This is a genomic window from Devosia rhizoryzae (genome assembly GCF_016698665.1).
Lineage (GTDB): Bacteria > Pseudomonadota > Alphaproteobacteria > Rhizobiales > Devosiaceae > Devosia > Devosia rhizoryzae.
Genome location: NZ_CP068046.1, coordinates 1,528,278 through 1,541,843, shown reverse-complemented (window position 1 = coordinate 1,541,843; position 13,566 = coordinate 1,528,278). Strand labels below are relative to the sequence as shown.

Annotated in this window: 13 protein-coding genes and 1 tRNA gene; 8 read left to right on the top strand and 6 right to left on the bottom strand. The window is 60.4% G+C overall.

Translation table 11 applies throughout. The features are described from left to right. Positions 1 to 6 precede the first annotated feature (6 nt). A complete protein-coding gene (locus JI748_RS07660; protein WP_201636543.1) occupies positions 7 to 1,062 on the top strand; it encodes a sugar phosphate isomerase/epimerase family protein in 1,056 nt (351 codons plus the stop codon). A gap of 41 nt (positions 1,063 to 1,103) precedes the next feature. Further along, on the top strand, positions 1,104 to 2,261 hold the full coding sequence (locus JI748_RS07655; protein WP_201636541.1) for a Gfo/Idh/MocA family protein: 1,158 nt from the start codon (positions 1,104 to 1,106) through the stop codon (positions 2,259 to 2,261). Positions 2,262 to 2,295: 34 nt separating this feature from the next. Here the strand turns inward: JI748_RS07655 and JI748_RS07650 are convergent, their stop codons facing one another. The 3 genes from JI748_RS07650 to JI748_RS07640 all read right to left on the bottom strand — a co-directional run bounded on the left by JI748_RS07650 (position 2,296) and on the right by JI748_RS07640 (position 3,671). After that, positions 2,296 to 3,162, bottom strand: coding sequence for a TraB/GumN family protein (locus tag JI748_RS07650; protein WP_201636539.1), 867 nt, complete (start codon positions 3,160 to 3,162; stop codon positions 2,296 to 2,298). Between the two features lie 100 nt (positions 3,163 to 3,262). Further along, positions 3,263 to 3,568 carry an ETC complex I subunit gene (locus tag JI748_RS07645; protein ID WP_201636537.1) on the bottom strand — a complete coding sequence of 102 codons (306 nt, stop codon included), beginning with the start codon at positions 3,566 to 3,568 and terminating at the stop codon, positions 3,263 to 3,265. 26 nt (positions 3,569 to 3,594) lie between these two features. Beyond that, a tRNA-Pro gene (locus tag JI748_RS07640) sits at positions 3,595 to 3,671 on the bottom strand. Between the two features lie 102 nt (positions 3,672 to 3,773). On the opposite strand from JI748_RS07640, the gene JI748_RS07635 reads away from it, so the two are divergent. Beyond that, positions 3,774 to 4,526 carry a phosphatase PAP2 family protein gene (locus tag JI748_RS07635; protein ID WP_201636535.1) on the top strand — a complete coding sequence of 251 codons (753 nt, stop codon included), beginning with the start codon at positions 3,774 to 3,776 and terminating at the stop codon, positions 4,524 to 4,526. Here the strand turns inward: JI748_RS07635 and metC are convergent. Further along, entirely contained in the window at positions 4,508 to 5,683 is a 1,176-nt protein-coding gene (gene metC / locus JI748_RS07630) for a cystathionine beta-lyase (protein WP_201636533.1), read from the bottom strand. The genes JI748_RS07635 and metC overlap by 19 nt on opposite strands. Positions 5,684 to 5,895: 212 nt before the next feature. Between metC and JI748_RS07625 the strand changes: the two genes are divergently transcribed. The 5 genes from JI748_RS07625 (at position 5,896) to JI748_RS07605 (ending at position 11,334) form a co-directional block, all read left to right on the top strand. Continuing rightward, the gene (locus tag JI748_RS07625; protein ID WP_201636526.1) at positions 5,896 to 6,912 is read left to right on the top strand and encodes an amino acid ABC transporter substrate-binding protein; all 1,017 of its coding nucleotides are present in this window, start codon (positions 5,896 to 5,898) and stop codon (positions 6,910 to 6,912) included. Between the two features lie 110 nt (positions 6,913 to 7,022). Next, positions 7,023 to 8,213 (top strand): amino acid ABC transporter permease, encoded by a 1,191-nt coding sequence (locus JI748_RS07620; RefSeq protein ID WP_201636524.1) that lies wholly within the window; start codon positions 7,023 to 7,025, stop codon positions 8,211 to 8,213. Positions 8,214 to 8,222: 9 nt separating this feature from the next. Beyond that, entirely contained in the window at positions 8,223 to 9,350 is a 1,128-nt protein-coding gene (locus tag JI748_RS07615; RefSeq protein ID WP_201636522.1) for an amino acid ABC transporter permease, read from the top strand. Between the two features lie 4 nt (positions 9,351 to 9,354). Then, on the top strand, positions 9,355 to 10,155 hold the full coding sequence (locus JI748_RS07610; protein WP_325166906.1) for an amino acid ABC transporter ATP-binding protein: 801 nt from the start codon (positions 9,355 to 9,357) through the stop codon (positions 10,153 to 10,155). A gap of 162 nt (positions 10,156 to 10,317) precedes the next feature. Continuing rightward, positions 10,318 to 11,334: a transporter substrate-binding domain-containing protein gene (locus tag JI748_RS07605; RefSeq protein WP_201636520.1), complete on the top strand. Its 1,017-nt coding sequence runs from the start codon at positions 10,318 to 10,320 to the stop codon at positions 11,332 to 11,334. A gap of 1 nt (position 11,335) precedes the next feature. On the opposite strand, the gene JI748_RS07600 is transcribed toward JI748_RS07605, so the two are convergent. Both JI748_RS07600 and cls read right to left on the bottom strand, forming a co-directional pair. Then, the gene (locus JI748_RS07600) at positions 11,336 to 12,049 is read right to left on the bottom strand and encodes an alanyl-tRNA editing protein (RefSeq protein ID WP_201636518.1); all 714 of its coding nucleotides are present in this window, start codon (positions 12,047 to 12,049) and stop codon (positions 11,336 to 11,338) included. Positions 12,050 to 12,056: 7 nt separating this feature from the next. Beyond that, positions 12,057 to 13,508, bottom strand: a complete 1,452-nt coding sequence (gene cls, locus JI748_RS07595; protein WP_201636516.1) for a cardiolipin synthase — start codon at positions 13,506 to 13,508, stop codon at positions 12,057 to 12,059. Positions 13,509 to 13,566: the final 58 nt, after the last annotated feature.

Genomic DNA, 13,566 nt, shown 5'->3' with positions numbered 1-13,566 from the left:
ATTTCCATGGCCACTACCATCAAGGGCCCAGCCATTTTTCTCGCCCAGTTCGCTGGCGATGCTGCCCCCTTCAACTCGCTCGACAGCATCTGCAAATGGGCTGCCGATCTCGGCTACAAGGGCGTCCAGATCCCAACCTGGGTCTCGAGCTTCATCGATCTCGAAAAGGCTGCAAACTCGAAGACCTATGCCGACGAGATCAAGGGCGTCGTCAATTCGCACGGCCTCGAGATCACCGAATTGTCGACCCATCTCCAGGGCCAGCTGATCGCCGTCCATCCGGCCTATGACACCGCTTTTGATGGCTTTGCGCCTTCCGCAGTCCACGGCAATCCCAAGGCGCGCCAGCTCTGGGCCGTCGAAACTATGATGAACGCCGCCAAGGCTTCGCAAAATCTTGGCCTCAAGGCGCACGCCACCTTCTCCGGCTCGCTCGCCTGGCCCTATATCTACCCCTGGCCCCAGCGTCCCGCTGGCCTCGTCGAAGAAGCCTTCGATGAACTCGCCCGCCGCTGGACCCCGATCCTCAACGCCTTCGACGAAGCCGGTGTCGACGTCTGCTATGAAATCCATCCCGGCGAAGACCTGCACGACGGCATTTCATACGAAATGTTCCTGGAGCGAGTGAACAATCATCCCCGCGCCAACCTGCTCTATGATCCCAGCCACTTCGTGCTGCAGCAGCTCGATTATCTCGACTACATCGATATCTACAAAGACCGCATCAAGGCCTTCCACGTGAAGGACGCCGAGTTCAACCCAACCGGGCGCCAGGGCGTCTATGGCGGTTTTCAGTCCTGGGTCGATCGGGCAGGGCGCTTCCGCTCCATCGGCGATGGCCAGGTCGACTTCCCGGCCATCTTCGCCAAGATGGCAGCCAACGATTTCCAGGGCTGGGCCGTGCTCGAATGGGAATGCGCCCTCAAGCACCCCGAGGATGGTGCCCGCGAAGGCGCCGAGCTCATTTCGAGCTACATCATCCGCGTCACCGAAAAGGCCTTCGACGATTTCGCCTCCGGCGGAACCGACCAGGCCGCCAATCGCAAGATGCTCGGCCTTTAGTGCTAGCAGTCTGCTAACCAATAGCTCGGAGAAGCGAAAAAATGGCTGAAAACGGCGCAAGAAAAATTCGTCTTGGCATGGTCGGTGGCGGAAAAGGAGCCTTCATCGGCTATGTCCACCGCGTCGCCTCCCGCATCGACGGCGACTACGATCTGGTCGCGGGCGCCCTCTCGTCCCGCCCAGAAGTGGCCCGGGAATCGGGCAAAAACCTCGGCCTGGCCGAGGATCGCATCTACACCTCCTACGAAGAAATGGCCCGCGCCGAAGCGGCCCGCGAGGACGGTATTGAAGCCGTTTCCATCGTCACCCCCAACCACATGCACTTCGGCCCCGCCAAGGCCTTCCTCGAAGCCGGCATCCACGTCATCTGCGACAAGCCGATCACGGCGACGTTGGAAGACGCACGTAAGCTGCTGGAGATACAGCCAAAAAACGGCGCCAAGTTCCTGCTGACCCATAACTACACCGGCTATCCGCTGGTGCGTCAGGCCCGCGAAATGGTCGCCTCCGGCGCCCTCGGCAATATCCGCGTGGTCCAGGTCGAGTACCCGCAGGACTGGCTGACCGAGCCCGTCGAACAGTCGGGCAACGCTCCAGGCGCTGAATGGCGCACCGACCCGTCCCGCTCCGGCGCAGGCGGCGCCATCGGCGATATCGGCACCCACGCCTACAACCTTGCCCGCTTCGTCACCGGCCTTAAAACCGAAGCCGTCGCCGCTGACCTCACCGCCTTCGTCCCTGACCGCAAGCTCGACGACAACGTCCACATCATGCTCCGCTTCGAAGGCGGCGCCCGCGGCATGCTCTGGGCCAGCCAAGTCGCGCCCGGCAACGAAAATGGTTTGCAGCTAAGGGTTTACGGCGACAAGGGTGGTCTGGAATGGCGCCAGGACAACCCCAACTACATGTGGTTCACCGAGTTCGGTAAGCCCAAGCAGCTGCTGACGCGCGGCGGATCGATCTCGGTTCCGCCAGCCGCCTCCATGAACATCCGCATTCCCTCCGGCCACCCGGAAGGCTATCTCGAAGCCTTTGCGACGCTCTACTCGCAGTTCGCCTCGGTCATCCGTGGCGACGGCGCCGAATACGAAGCGCTTCTGCCCTCGATGGCCGATGGCGTCGAAGGCATGCAGTTCATCACCGCCTCGGTTCAGTCCAGCAACAACGAAAGCCGCTGGACCCGCCTCAGCGAAGTCTGAAACTCAGGGCCGGCAGCACCCCTGCCGGCCTAACTCACTGCACGCGTTGGCTTGTAAAACCGCGCTCTTCGAGCAAGGTGACGACGCTGATCTCGTCCACCAGATGCGCCGCGCCGACCACCAGGAGCGCCTTCTCGTTGCGCTCCAACATGGCATCGATCTGCTCGACCCAGTCACGGTTGCGATCGTCGATCAGCCGCGTCACCATGCCGTCATCATAGTCGCCCATCTGCGACATGAAAACTTCGCCCAATAGCTCCGGCGTTCCCGCCATCCAGGCATCCACCATGCTGTCGATGTCCGATTGCATGACGTGAAGCGTGTCGAGTGTCGCCTCCAGCATCGCGATTTGCTCTTCGTCGCTTCCGCTGGCCAGAAACCCGATCTGCTGTTCCGGCGTCTCGAGATAGCCGGTCCGCTCTTTCGGTACCGCGGCGCCCAGCACCGCCTCAACCCCAAGCAATGGATCATAGCCCGAATCGGTCAAAGGCCCGATCGAAAGCGTTGTCGCTGCCATCCAGGGCCGCATCGTCAGCAAGAGCGGCATGGGAATAAGGTAGTCTTCAGCCGCCTGTCGGACGCGCGCCGTAAGCTTGGGTCCGATCGTGTCACTGAGCAGCTTGCCATCCCGATTGTAGGCAAGATCAAACGTCATCGGCATGATCCGCATCTGCGCTTCGACGCTGACATCGGTTTCGAAATAAACGCGGTCGGCCTTGGACAGCACCTTGTCGAGCCGCGCGCTACGCCAGTCGAGATCGGGCGGCAACAGATGCACAGAGCCGAAGAGCCAGATTGAGCTATCCTCGTCGCTGACTTTCCAGAGAGCAGGGGCGGCCACGACGCTTGAAGCGGTCATCACCAGAGCGGCAAGGGAAAGAACGAGAGGTCGGATCAGCATCGGCAAGCTCCGGCTTTACACATCAAGAGCTCAAGCTAGCTGGAAAAAGCCAAGCGCCGCAATCTCTTGCGGCGCCAATCAGACTCAAATTGTCAGTAGCTCAGTGCGTCCAGGGCGTCTTGCGGTCGGCCCGGAAGTTATCCGGATAGCTCACGCGCTTTGGCGTGGGATCATGCGCCGGCTGCACCGTATAAGGGATGCCATTGCGCTGCGCATAGGCTTCGGCTTCTTCCAAGGTATCGAAGGAGAGCTTGACCTGCTGGGTCGTGTCGCTGCTGCTGGTATAGCCCATCAACGGCTCGATACCGCGCGGCTTGCTCTGCTCGTGCACCAGAACCCAGCTCTTGGATTTGCCTTTGCCCGACTGCATTGCGCTGCGGGCAGGGCGGTAGATACGGGCCGTCATGCAAGGTCCTCAACGATGCTAGGCGATGGTCGGAGTACAAAGATTCGAACTTTGGACCCCCGGTTCCCAAAACCGGTGCTCTACCAGGCTGAGCTACACTCCGAGATCGCGCCTCTCCGTTAGCGTGTTCGATGACGCAGGGCAAGTGTAACCAATCAAGCAAAGCCCAATTGACGCCGTTTCCTTGCGAGGTCACAAAACGCCCATGCTCAAACTTCAAGACCGCTGGCCCATGGGCCTTACCCGCAACAACTGGCCTGACATTGCTGCCATGGTCATCCTGGTGCTCTTCATTCTTGTTTTCTTTGATGTTTGGGCCTCGCAAACCCTCCAGGCCTGGCCCGATGTATGGCGCCAACCCTTCGCCTTCATCACCGATTTCGGCCTGTCGGATTGGATCCTGATCCCTTCGCTGCTGGTGACGCTGATCGCCGGCATCACCTTCCGCTTCATCCGCTCCGGCTTTTATCGCCGTGCCGTATGGGAGTTGACCCTGGTGTCAGGCTTCATCTTCATTGGTGTGGGCGCACCTGGCCTTCTGACCAATCTCTTGAAGCGCCTGTTCGGGCGTGGCCGCCCCGCAGAGTTTCTCGAGAGCGGTGGTTTTGCTTTCCAGCATTTCGTCAATGACTGGACGTTTCAGAGCTTTCCATCCGGCCACTCCGCCACAGCCATGGCTAGCGCCCTCGTCATCGGCTTCATGGCGCCACGCTTTTTCAAGCTGATCCTGCTGATCGCGGCAATGACCGGCGTTTCCCGCATCGTTATCGGCATGCACTATCCCACCGACGTGGTTGCGGGCTTCATCATCGGCCTCTTGGGCGCCTACGCGGTGCGCAATCTCTTTGCCGCGCGCCGCTTGCTGTTTGCCGCTCTTCCGGATGGTACGGTTCGCTTTCGCGGCACGCCAAACCTGCGCCGCATCCGGCGCAAGCTCTTTCAGCGCGCCACCGAATAACGCTGAAGCGCTGAAGCCAAGTCTGCCTTGAGATCGTCCACACCCTCGAACCCGATATGAACGCGGAACAAATTGCCTTCCTGGGTCCAGGGCTGAACGGTACGCGCGTTTTTGATCACAACGGGCAGGCACAGGCTTTCGTAGCCGCCCCACGAATAGCCCATGGAAAAGAGCTCCAGGTGGTCAACAAAGGCCGCCACCGCAGCTCGCGGCGCGGGTTTGAGCACGAAGCTGAAGAGGCTGCCGGAGCCGGTGAAATCACGCTGCCACAGGTCATGATCCGGATGGCTGGGCAGGGCAGGGTGAAGGACAGCGCTGACCTCGTCCTGCACTTCCAGCCAGGAGGCAATCTCCAGTGCCCGCTCCTGATGCTCTTTCATTCGGATCGCCAGCGTCCGAAGGCCGCGTGCCACAAGATAGGCATCGTCACCCGAACTGAAGAATCCCAGAAGGGTGCGCACGCGCTCCACATCGGCCCAGGCTTCTTCGGTAGTGGAGATTGTCCCGGCCATAACATCGGAGTGGCCGACGAACATCTTGGTTGCCGCATGAACGACGATATCGGCGCCTAGAGCCAGCGGCTTGAAATAAAGCGGCGTCGCCCAGCTGTTGTCCACGATCAGTCGCGCACCGCCTGCATGCGCTGCCGCGGCCAGCGCCGGAATGTCCTGTATCTCAAACGTCAGCGATCCCGGACTTTCCGCCAACACTGCCTTCGTGTTGGGCTTCATCAGCTCAGCAAGGCCCGCGCCGACGCGGGGATCGTAATAGCGAACGCTGACGCCCATGCGCTCAAGAAAGCCATCGGCGAATTTGCGTCCTGGCTCATAGGCACTGTCGGAGATCAGAATGTCATCGCCAGCATTGACGCAGCTCATCAGCGCGATGGTGATCGCGGCGAGCCCGGACGGCACGAGCTTGGTGCGGAATGCCCCCTCCAAGTCGGTGATCACTGATTCGACCGTCTCGGTAGTCGGGTTGCCGGCACGGCCATAAAGGAAGCGCTGCGACTGCGCTTCGATATCTGCCAGAGTTTTGAACAGCACAGTCGAGCCGCGGTAAACCGGCGTGTTGACGAAGCCGAACTGATCTTCCGGATTCCGTCCAGCGTGGGTCAGCATTGTCTCCACTGAGGATTTTTGGGAATTTTCGCTCATGGAGGCCTCTGCTCAAAAACGGATCACATGACTGCTCTGGCTAAAAAAGCGACAGAACCGCTGCCCAATTTTGCCATAATCGCTTGACGTTACGGTCAATAGAGGCTTGCATGCTTAGCAGCATCCAAACCGCAAACAAGCGGTGGTGCGCTCGGGGCCTCGGCAAACTTGATAGGCTCCGAAATACAGGGTCAGGAACTTAAGGGAAAAAGATGCAAAAAGCGCTCGTATCGATCGCAGTCGCAGCCTCGCTGGGGCTCGGCGCGACCGCCGCAAACGCGGCAATTCTGGACGACGTCAAGGCAAAGGGTTATGTCCAGTGCGGCGTGACAGGTGGCGTTCCGGGCTTCTCGGCGCCCGATACCAACAATGTGTGGACCGGTCTTGAAGTCGACTTCTGCCGTGCCATGGCCGCAGCGATCTTCAACGATGCCGACGCCGTTCGTTATACCTCGCTGACCAGCCAGGAGCGCTTTACCGCTCTTTCGGCCGGTGAAATCGATGTTCTCTCGCGTACCACGACCTGGACCATGAGCCGCGATACCCAGCTCGGTATCAGCTTCATTGGCACCATGTTCTATGACGGCCAGGGCTTCATGGTTCGCGAAGCAGATGGCATCCCCTCCGCTCTCGATCTCTCCGGCGCCGCCGTTTGCATCGAGTCCGGTACCACGACCGAACTCAACGCTGCCGACTATTTTGCCGCCAACGGCATGGACTTCAACACCGTGGTCTTCGTAGACCAGGACGAAGTCGTTAAGGCCTACGAAGATGGCCGCTGCGACGTTTACACCACCGACTCTTCCGCTCTGGCCGCCGAACGCTCCAAGTTCGCCAACCCTGCCGAGCACATCATCCTGCCCGAAGTTATCTCCAAGGAGCCCCTTGGCCCCGTGGTTCGCGCCGGTGATACCCAGTGGTTCAACCTCGCGCGCTGGACCTACTTTGCACTGCTCGAAGCCGAAGAACTGGGCGTGACCTCGGCCAATGTCGACGAGATGCTCGGCTCCGACAACCCGGCCATCAAGCGCCTCCTCGGCGTTGAAGGCGACTTCGGCACCCCGCTCGGCGTCACCAAGGATTGGGCATACCAGATCGTCAAGACTGTCGGTAACTACGCCGAAGTCTACGACCGCAACGTCGGTCCTGAGACCCCGATTGGCCTGGAACGCGGTCTGAACGCTCTGTGGCGCGACGGCGGCATCCAGTACGCACCGCCGATCCGCTAAGCTGAACGAAATGCACCGGCGCTTCTTTTTGGAGCGCCGGACTTTTGTTCCGTCGTCTGCCGCATCCTGAAGGCGCGCAGCGGCTCATAGTGGCCAAGGGACACCATTTTATGACCACTCTCGATACGGCGCCGCAATCGGCTCCAAGGGCGAGCTTTCTTAACGATCCGGTGATCCGCGGGATCATCTACCAGGTTGTCGTTGCGGTTATTCTGATCGCCTTCATCGTCTGGATCGTTGGAAACACCGCGGCCAATCTCGCGGCGCAAAACAAGACCACCGGCTTCGACTTTCTCTGGAAGACAGCCGGCTTCGACATCAGCTTCTCGCTGCTTCCCTGGTCACGCGGCTCCTATTATTGGGAAGCCTTTCTCGTCGGCCTCCTGAACACGCTGCTCGTGGCCTTTATCGGCATTGTTTTCGCAACGATCCTCGGCTTCACTCTCGGCATTGCCCGCCTCAGCAGCAATTTCATCATATCGAGCCTCGCCACCGTTTACGTCGAGGTCATCCGCAACATCCCACTGCTGCTGCAGCTGTTTTTCTGGTATTTCGCCGTTCTCAAGGCAATGCCCGCAGTGCGCCAGTCCATCGCCCTGCCTTATGACAGCTTCATCAATCAGCGCGGCATCTTTGTGCCGAGGCCCATTCCGGATGAGCAATTCGGCTTTGTCTGGATTGCCTTCGCGATCGCCATAGCCGCGGTGTTCCTGATGCGCCGCTGGGCGCGCAAGCGTCTTGAAGCCACAGGCCAGCGCTTTCCGGTGTTCCTCACCTCGCTTGTTCTGCTGATCGGCATCACAGCCATCGGCTGGTTCGTCAGCGGCGCCAGCGTCGCCTTCGATCCTCCAGTTCTCGAACGCTTCAATTTCACCGGCGGCCTGGCGCTGCCCCCCGAATTCGTTGCCCTGGCCTTTGGCCTCACCATCTACACGGCGTCCTTCATCGCCGAGACGGTGCGTGCCGGCGTTCAGTCGGTGAATCATGGACAGACCGAAGCGGCACAGTCGCTCGGCCTCAAGGACAATGACCGGCTCCGCCTCGTCATCGTGCCCCAGGCCATGCGAGTGATCATCCCGCCGCTCACGAGTCAGTATCTCAACCTCACCAAGAACTCGTCGCTGGGCGCTGCAATCGGTTACCCCGAACTGGTCAACGTCTTCGCCGGCACGTCGCTCAATCAAACGGGCCGCGCCATCGAGTGCATCGCCATCACCATGCTGGTCTACCTGGTTCTCTCGCTCGCCACATCGGCGCTGATGAACTGGTACAATGGCCGCGTGCGGCTGGTTGAGCGGTAGGAGCGCGCCATGACGGATATCGGTTACGTTCGCTCCGACCTCGTCGATGCCCGCCCGGCACCGCACCGCACCAGCGGCGCGATCGCCTGGATGCGCAAGAACCTCTTCGCCAATCCGGTGGACAGCCTTCTGACGGTGCTAGGCGTCCTCTTTCTCCTTTGGATCCTCCCGCCGCTTTTCGGCTGGACCATCTTCAATGCAGTCGGTCCCAACGGCACGGTCGAAGAGTGCCGCATGGAAAACGCCGGCGCCTGCTGGGCTTACATTTCTTCGGAAATAGAGTTCTTCATCTACGGCTTCTACGACATCCCCGAGCAATGGCGCCCCAACATCGTCTTTGCCCTGGGTGCCTTGCTGCTGACGCCGCTGCTAATTCCCAAGGCTCCGTTCAAGCGCACCAATGCGGTGCTCTTCCTCGTCGCCTATCCGGTTATCAGCTACTTTCTCCTGGCGGGCGGTGTCTTCGGGCTCCGCTACATTCCGACTGAAAAATGGGGCGGGCTCCTTGTCACCCTCATCATCTCGGTCATTGGCATTACGCTGTCCTTCCCGATCGGTGTGCTGCTCGCCTTGGGCCGCCAATCCAACCTGCCGATCATCAAGACGGTGTGCATCTGCTTCATTGAACTGATCCGCTCCGTGCCGCTGATCACCATTCTCTTCATGGCCTCGATCATGCTGCCGCTGTTCATGCCGCAAGGCACGACGGTCGATAAGTTCCTCCGCGCCATTGTCGGCGTCACGCTCTTCACCTCTGCCTATATGGCCGAAGTAGTGCGCGGCGGCCTTCAGGCAATCCCGCGCGGACAGTATGAAGCGGCTGCGGCCCTGGGTCTCGGCTACTGGCAGCGGATGGGGTTCATCATCCTGCCGCAAGCCCTCAAGCACGTGATCCCGGGCATCGTGAACAGCGCCATCGCGCTCTTCAAGGATACGTCACTCGTCTACATCGTCGGCATGAAAGACCTGCTCGAAGCGGTCAAAACCAAGAATGACACCGCTCTCGAATGGCAGTCGGCCAACACGGCGACCACCGGCTATCTCTTTGCCGCCATGGTCTTCTGGGTCTTCTGCTTCGGCATGTCTCGCTACTCCATCTACATGGAGAACCGGCTCAACACTGGCTACAAGAGGTAGCTCCATGTCTCAGGTTTCTGAAACCATCATCGACCGTCAAATCGACACCAACAAGATGCATGTGTCCAAGACCAACGTCGCCATCGACGTTGTCAACATGCACAAATGGTATGGCGATTTCCACGTGCTGCGCGACATCAACCTTAAGGTGATGGAAGGCGAGCGCATTGTCATCGCCGGTCCTTCCGGCTCCGGCAAGTCGACGCTGATCCGTTGTATCAACCGTCTTGAGGAGCACCAGGAAGGCCAGATCATCGTCAACGGCACCGAGTTGACGGCCGACCTCCGCCGCATCGACGAAGTGCGCCGCGAAGTCGGCATGGTGTTCCAGCACTTCAACCTCTTCCCGCATCTGACCATCCTGCAGAACCTGACACTGGCCCCGATCTGGGTCCGCGGCACGCCCAAGGCTGAGGCTGAGCAGACGGCAATGCACTATCTTGAGCGAGTGAAAATCCCCGAGCAGGCCAACAAATTCCCCGGCCAGCTTTCCGGCGGCCAGCAGCAGCGCGTGGCCATCGCTCGCTCGCTCTGCATGCAGCCGCGCATCATGCTCTTCGACGAACCGACCTCGGCGCTCGATCCAGAAATGGTCAAGGAAGTGCTCGAAGTGATGATCAGCCTCGCCGAAGAGGGCATGACCATGATCTGCGTGACCCACGAAATGGGCTTTGCCCGGCAGGTGGCCAACCGCGTCATCTTCATGGATCAGGGGCAGATCATTGAGCAGAACGAGCCCGAAGCCTTCTTCTCCAACCCGCAGCACGAGCGCACCAAGCTCTTCCTCAGTCAGATCCTGCACTGAGAATCGTCCGAAGGCAAATCGCTCCAGTGGAGCGATTTGAGGTGAGCAGGCCATGAAAGCTACGCTTGAATGGCGTGGACTAAAATCAGGGGGCCGAGCCATCATCGGCTTGACCCCTTTTTCACGCCTGCCATTATGCCCGCCGAACAGAAAGCCGGCATCGTGAATCACATTCTGAGGCCATTGCTGCTGCTGGCCGTCATCCTGACACTGACACTTCCCGCATCTGCACAGACGCTCGACACCGTGCGCGAGCGCGGCTTCCTGATCTGCGGTTCGAGCAATTCTCTGGCTGGCTTTGCGCAGCAGGATGTCGATGGCCGCTGGTCGGGCTTTGATGTCGACCTCTGCCGCGCACTGGCCGCAGGCATCTTCGGCAATCCGGACCTCATCGAATTCCGCTCCTATCGCGGCGAGGCCCGCTTTGCACCGCTGCAAACCGGAGCCGTCGACGTCCTGATGCGCAACGGCGCCTGGACCGCCGCCCGCGACAGCAAGTTCGGTGCCCGCTACGTGGTGCCAAGTTTCTTCGACGGTCAGGCTTTCCTGGTGCCCCAGTCACTGGGTGTCGTATCCGCCTACGAACTCGATGACGTCACCATCTGCGTTGCCGATCGGTCGGGAGAACTTGCGGCCCTAGACGAGTTCTTCTTTTCCAACCAGACCAGTTTCACTGAAGTCGTCTACGAGGAAGAGTCCGATCTGGCCGTTGCCTACCGCGCCGGGCTTTGCCAGGTTGTCTCAGCCTCGGGCCGTCAGCTCCAGGCCATTCGCCGCGAGCTATCCGACCCGTCACAGCATCGCATCCTTCCGGAGCGCATCACCAAGGAGGTCCTTGGTCCGGTGGTGCGCGAAGACGACGTTACCTGGTTCGAGATCGTGCGCTGGACCGTTTTCACGCTGATCTCCGCCGAAGAGTTCGGCGTCACCAGTCTCAACATCGATAGTTTGACCGCGGCGCGCTCGCCCATTATTCGCCGTCTGCTCGGCGTAGAGGGTGATTTCGGCTCGGCACTTGGCCTTCGGCCAACCTTCATGACCGACGCGATCCGCGCCGTCGGCAACTATTCCGAGCTTTACGACCGGCACTTTGGTCCACAGACCGGCGCGGCCATGCTGCGCGGGCAGAACGCCCTCTACAGCAATGGCGGCCTCCTTTACGCCCCGCCGATTATGTAGTTCAGGCAAACAGCAGGCTGACGCGCCGGTTCTGCTTGCCCTTCTTCTCGATCTTGCCCAGTGCCAGCGGCCCGATCTCGCCCGTGCGCGCCACATGCGTCCCGCCGCAGGGCTGCAGGTCGACATCGCCGATTTGCACCAGCCGAACCCGGCCTTGACCCATGGGCGGCTTGACCTTCATCGTCTTGATGAGATCGGCCTTGGCTTCCATTTCGGCGTCGCTGATCCATTCGGTGCTGACCGCATGGTCAGCTGCCGCCATGGCGTTAAGCTCGTCTTCGAGGGCTTGCAGGTTTTCCGGCACTTCATGCATGTCGAAATCGAGCCGCCCCTTGTCCTCACCGATCTGCCCACCGGTGACCGGATACGGAAACACCACCGACAGCAGGTGCAGCGCCGTATGCATGCGCATAAGCCGATAACGTTTTTCCCAGTCGATCTCGGCTCGAACCATTTCGCCCACCTCCGGCCGGGCCGAACCCTCAGCCGGCACATGCACGACTTGCAGCTTGTCGCCGTCCGGATGGACGGCGGTCGCGATGTGGATCGTCGATCCATTCGCGCGCACGAGCCTGCCGCTGTCCCCAGGCTGCCCACCGGAGGTCGCGTAGAACACCGTTCGGTCCAGCACCACGCCACCCTCAGGCGAGATCGCCACCACTCTGGCATCGCAGGACTTGAGATAAGCATCGTCTCGAAACAGGAATTCGGTCATCGAAAACTCAGAGCAGGGGGGAGAGCAGCCGGGCGAACTGCGTGATGAAATAGAAGGGGAAGGGTCGTGATTGAACCTCTGCCATCCCGACCTGCCGGCACGATTCGAAGTCGTCGAGCAGCATCGCCTCAACGCTTGAAATGGTGTCCGGATCGGGAAACCACAGCGTGATTTCGAAATTGATGGCGAAGGAGCGGTTGTCGAAATTGACGCTGCCGACGGTCGCCATCTGGTCGTCCATCAGCACCACCTTCTGGTGCAGGAAGCCGTCCGTGTAGCGATAAACGCTGATATTGTGTTCGACCATGGCATCGGCATGGGCAATGCTGGCGAGCCAGACGATCTTGTGGTCGGGTTCATCGGGCAGCATGATCCGCACATCCACCCCGCGCAGCTTAGCCGCGTAGAGCGCCGTCCGAATATCGGTGTCCGGAACGAAATAGGGGCTGACGATCCAGATGCGCTCCCGCGCCCGCCCGATCAGGTCGGTAAAGGCAATGGCGCATTCCTCGAGCTGATCGGCCGGACCACTGCCCATGACCAGCACCGGCTCGTCGCCTTCGCCTTCCCACACTTCGGGCGGCGGCGTGACGATCTTTTCGCCCGTTGCCCATTCCCAGTCCTCGCGGAACAGAAGCGCACACCCCAAAGCCGCCGGACCGATCACCCGCACATGCGTGTCGCGCCAGCGGCCGAATTTTGGGTCCTGACCAAGATACTCGACGCCGACATTGTGCCCGCCCGTCCACGCCACCTTGCCGTCCACCACGACGATCTTGCGGTGATTGCGGTAGTTGATGCGGGTCGGGCCGTAAAAGCGCAGGAACTTGTGGCGCTGGTTGAAGCCGGCGACTTTCACGCCCGCTTCGCGCATCTCCCGACGATAGCGCTTGGGCATGCCATTGCTGCCGACATCGTCGTAGAGCAGATAGACCCGCACGCCTTGCCTGGCCTTGGCGATCAACCGCTCCGCCAGCTGCCGCCCGAGATCGTCGTCGCGCACGATGTAGAACTGAACGAGAAGATATTCCTTCGCCTCGTCGATCCCGGCAAAGATGGAGTCGAAGGTGGCAGCCCCATCGATCAGGAGCTGAACATCATTACCCTTTAGAAATGGCAGCTCCGATACCGCCACCTGCACCGGCCATTGAGCATCGGTTTCCCGATCGATCAGCGCCAGGTCCTTGGCGCGCAGCGGGCGATCGGCGCGGCCATTCTGCACCCGGTCGGTGGCATAGTCGTCAAAAAGCTTCCAGCCGAAAACCGCATAAAGCAGCACTGTGGGAAAGGGCAGCAGCGCCAGCGAAATGAGCCACGCAATGGAGCCCTGCGAGGTGCGCGAATTCAGCACCTCGCGCACGCCGCAGATCAGGGCCAGAAGATAAAGCGCGCCGGTGATTAGCGCGACAAGATGGAAGTCCGCCACAACCGCGCGGAGAAGATCGTCTAAGCCGAACAAGGAGCGCCCCTAAAACCGTGCGGGCACTTTATCAGCGGCACGCGCCGAAACAACTGCG

Excerpts from the sequence above, each read along its gene's own strand:
- JI748_RS07645 (WP_201636537.1), bottom strand. The coding sequence starts at position 3,568 with ATGACGGCCCGTATCTACCGCCCTGCCCGCAGCGCAATGCAGTCGGGC.
- JI748_RS07660 (WP_201636543.1), top strand. The coding sequence starts at position 7 with ATGGCCACTACCATCAAGGGCCCAGCCATTTTTCTCGCCCAGTTCGCT.
- JI748_RS07620 (WP_201636524.1), top strand. The coding sequence starts at position 7,023 with ATGACCACTCTCGATACGGCGCCGCAATCGGCTCCAAGGGCGAGCTTT.
- JI748_RS07615 (WP_201636522.1), top strand. The coding sequence starts at position 8,223 with ATGACGGATATCGGTTACGTTCGCTCCGACCTCGTCGATGCCCGCCCG.
- JI748_RS07610 (WP_325166906.1), top strand. The coding sequence starts at position 9,355 with ATGTCTCAGGTTTCTGAAACCATCATCGACCGTCAAATCGACACCAAC.
- JI748_RS07625 (WP_201636526.1), top strand. The coding sequence starts at position 5,896 with ATGCAAAAAGCGCTCGTATCGATCGCAGTCGCAGCCTCGCTGGGGCTC.
- JI748_RS07650 (WP_201636539.1), bottom strand. The coding sequence starts at position 3,162 with ATGCTGATCCGACCTCTCGTTCTTTCCCTTGCCGCTCTGGTGATGACC.
- metC (WP_201636533.1), bottom strand. The coding sequence starts at position 5,683 with ATGAGCGAAAATTCCCAAAAATCCTCAGTGGAGACAATGCTGACCCAC.
- JI748_RS07600 (WP_201636518.1), bottom strand. The coding sequence starts at position 12,049 with ATGACCGAATTCCTGTTTCGAGACGATGCTTATCTCAAGTCCTGCGAT.
- JI748_RS07655 (WP_201636541.1), top strand. The coding sequence starts at position 1,104 with ATGGCTGAAAACGGCGCAAGAAAAATTCGTCTTGGCATGGTCGGTGGC.
- JI748_RS07635 (WP_201636535.1), top strand. The coding sequence starts at position 3,774 with ATGCTCAAACTTCAAGACCGCTGGCCCATGGGCCTTACCCGCAACAAC.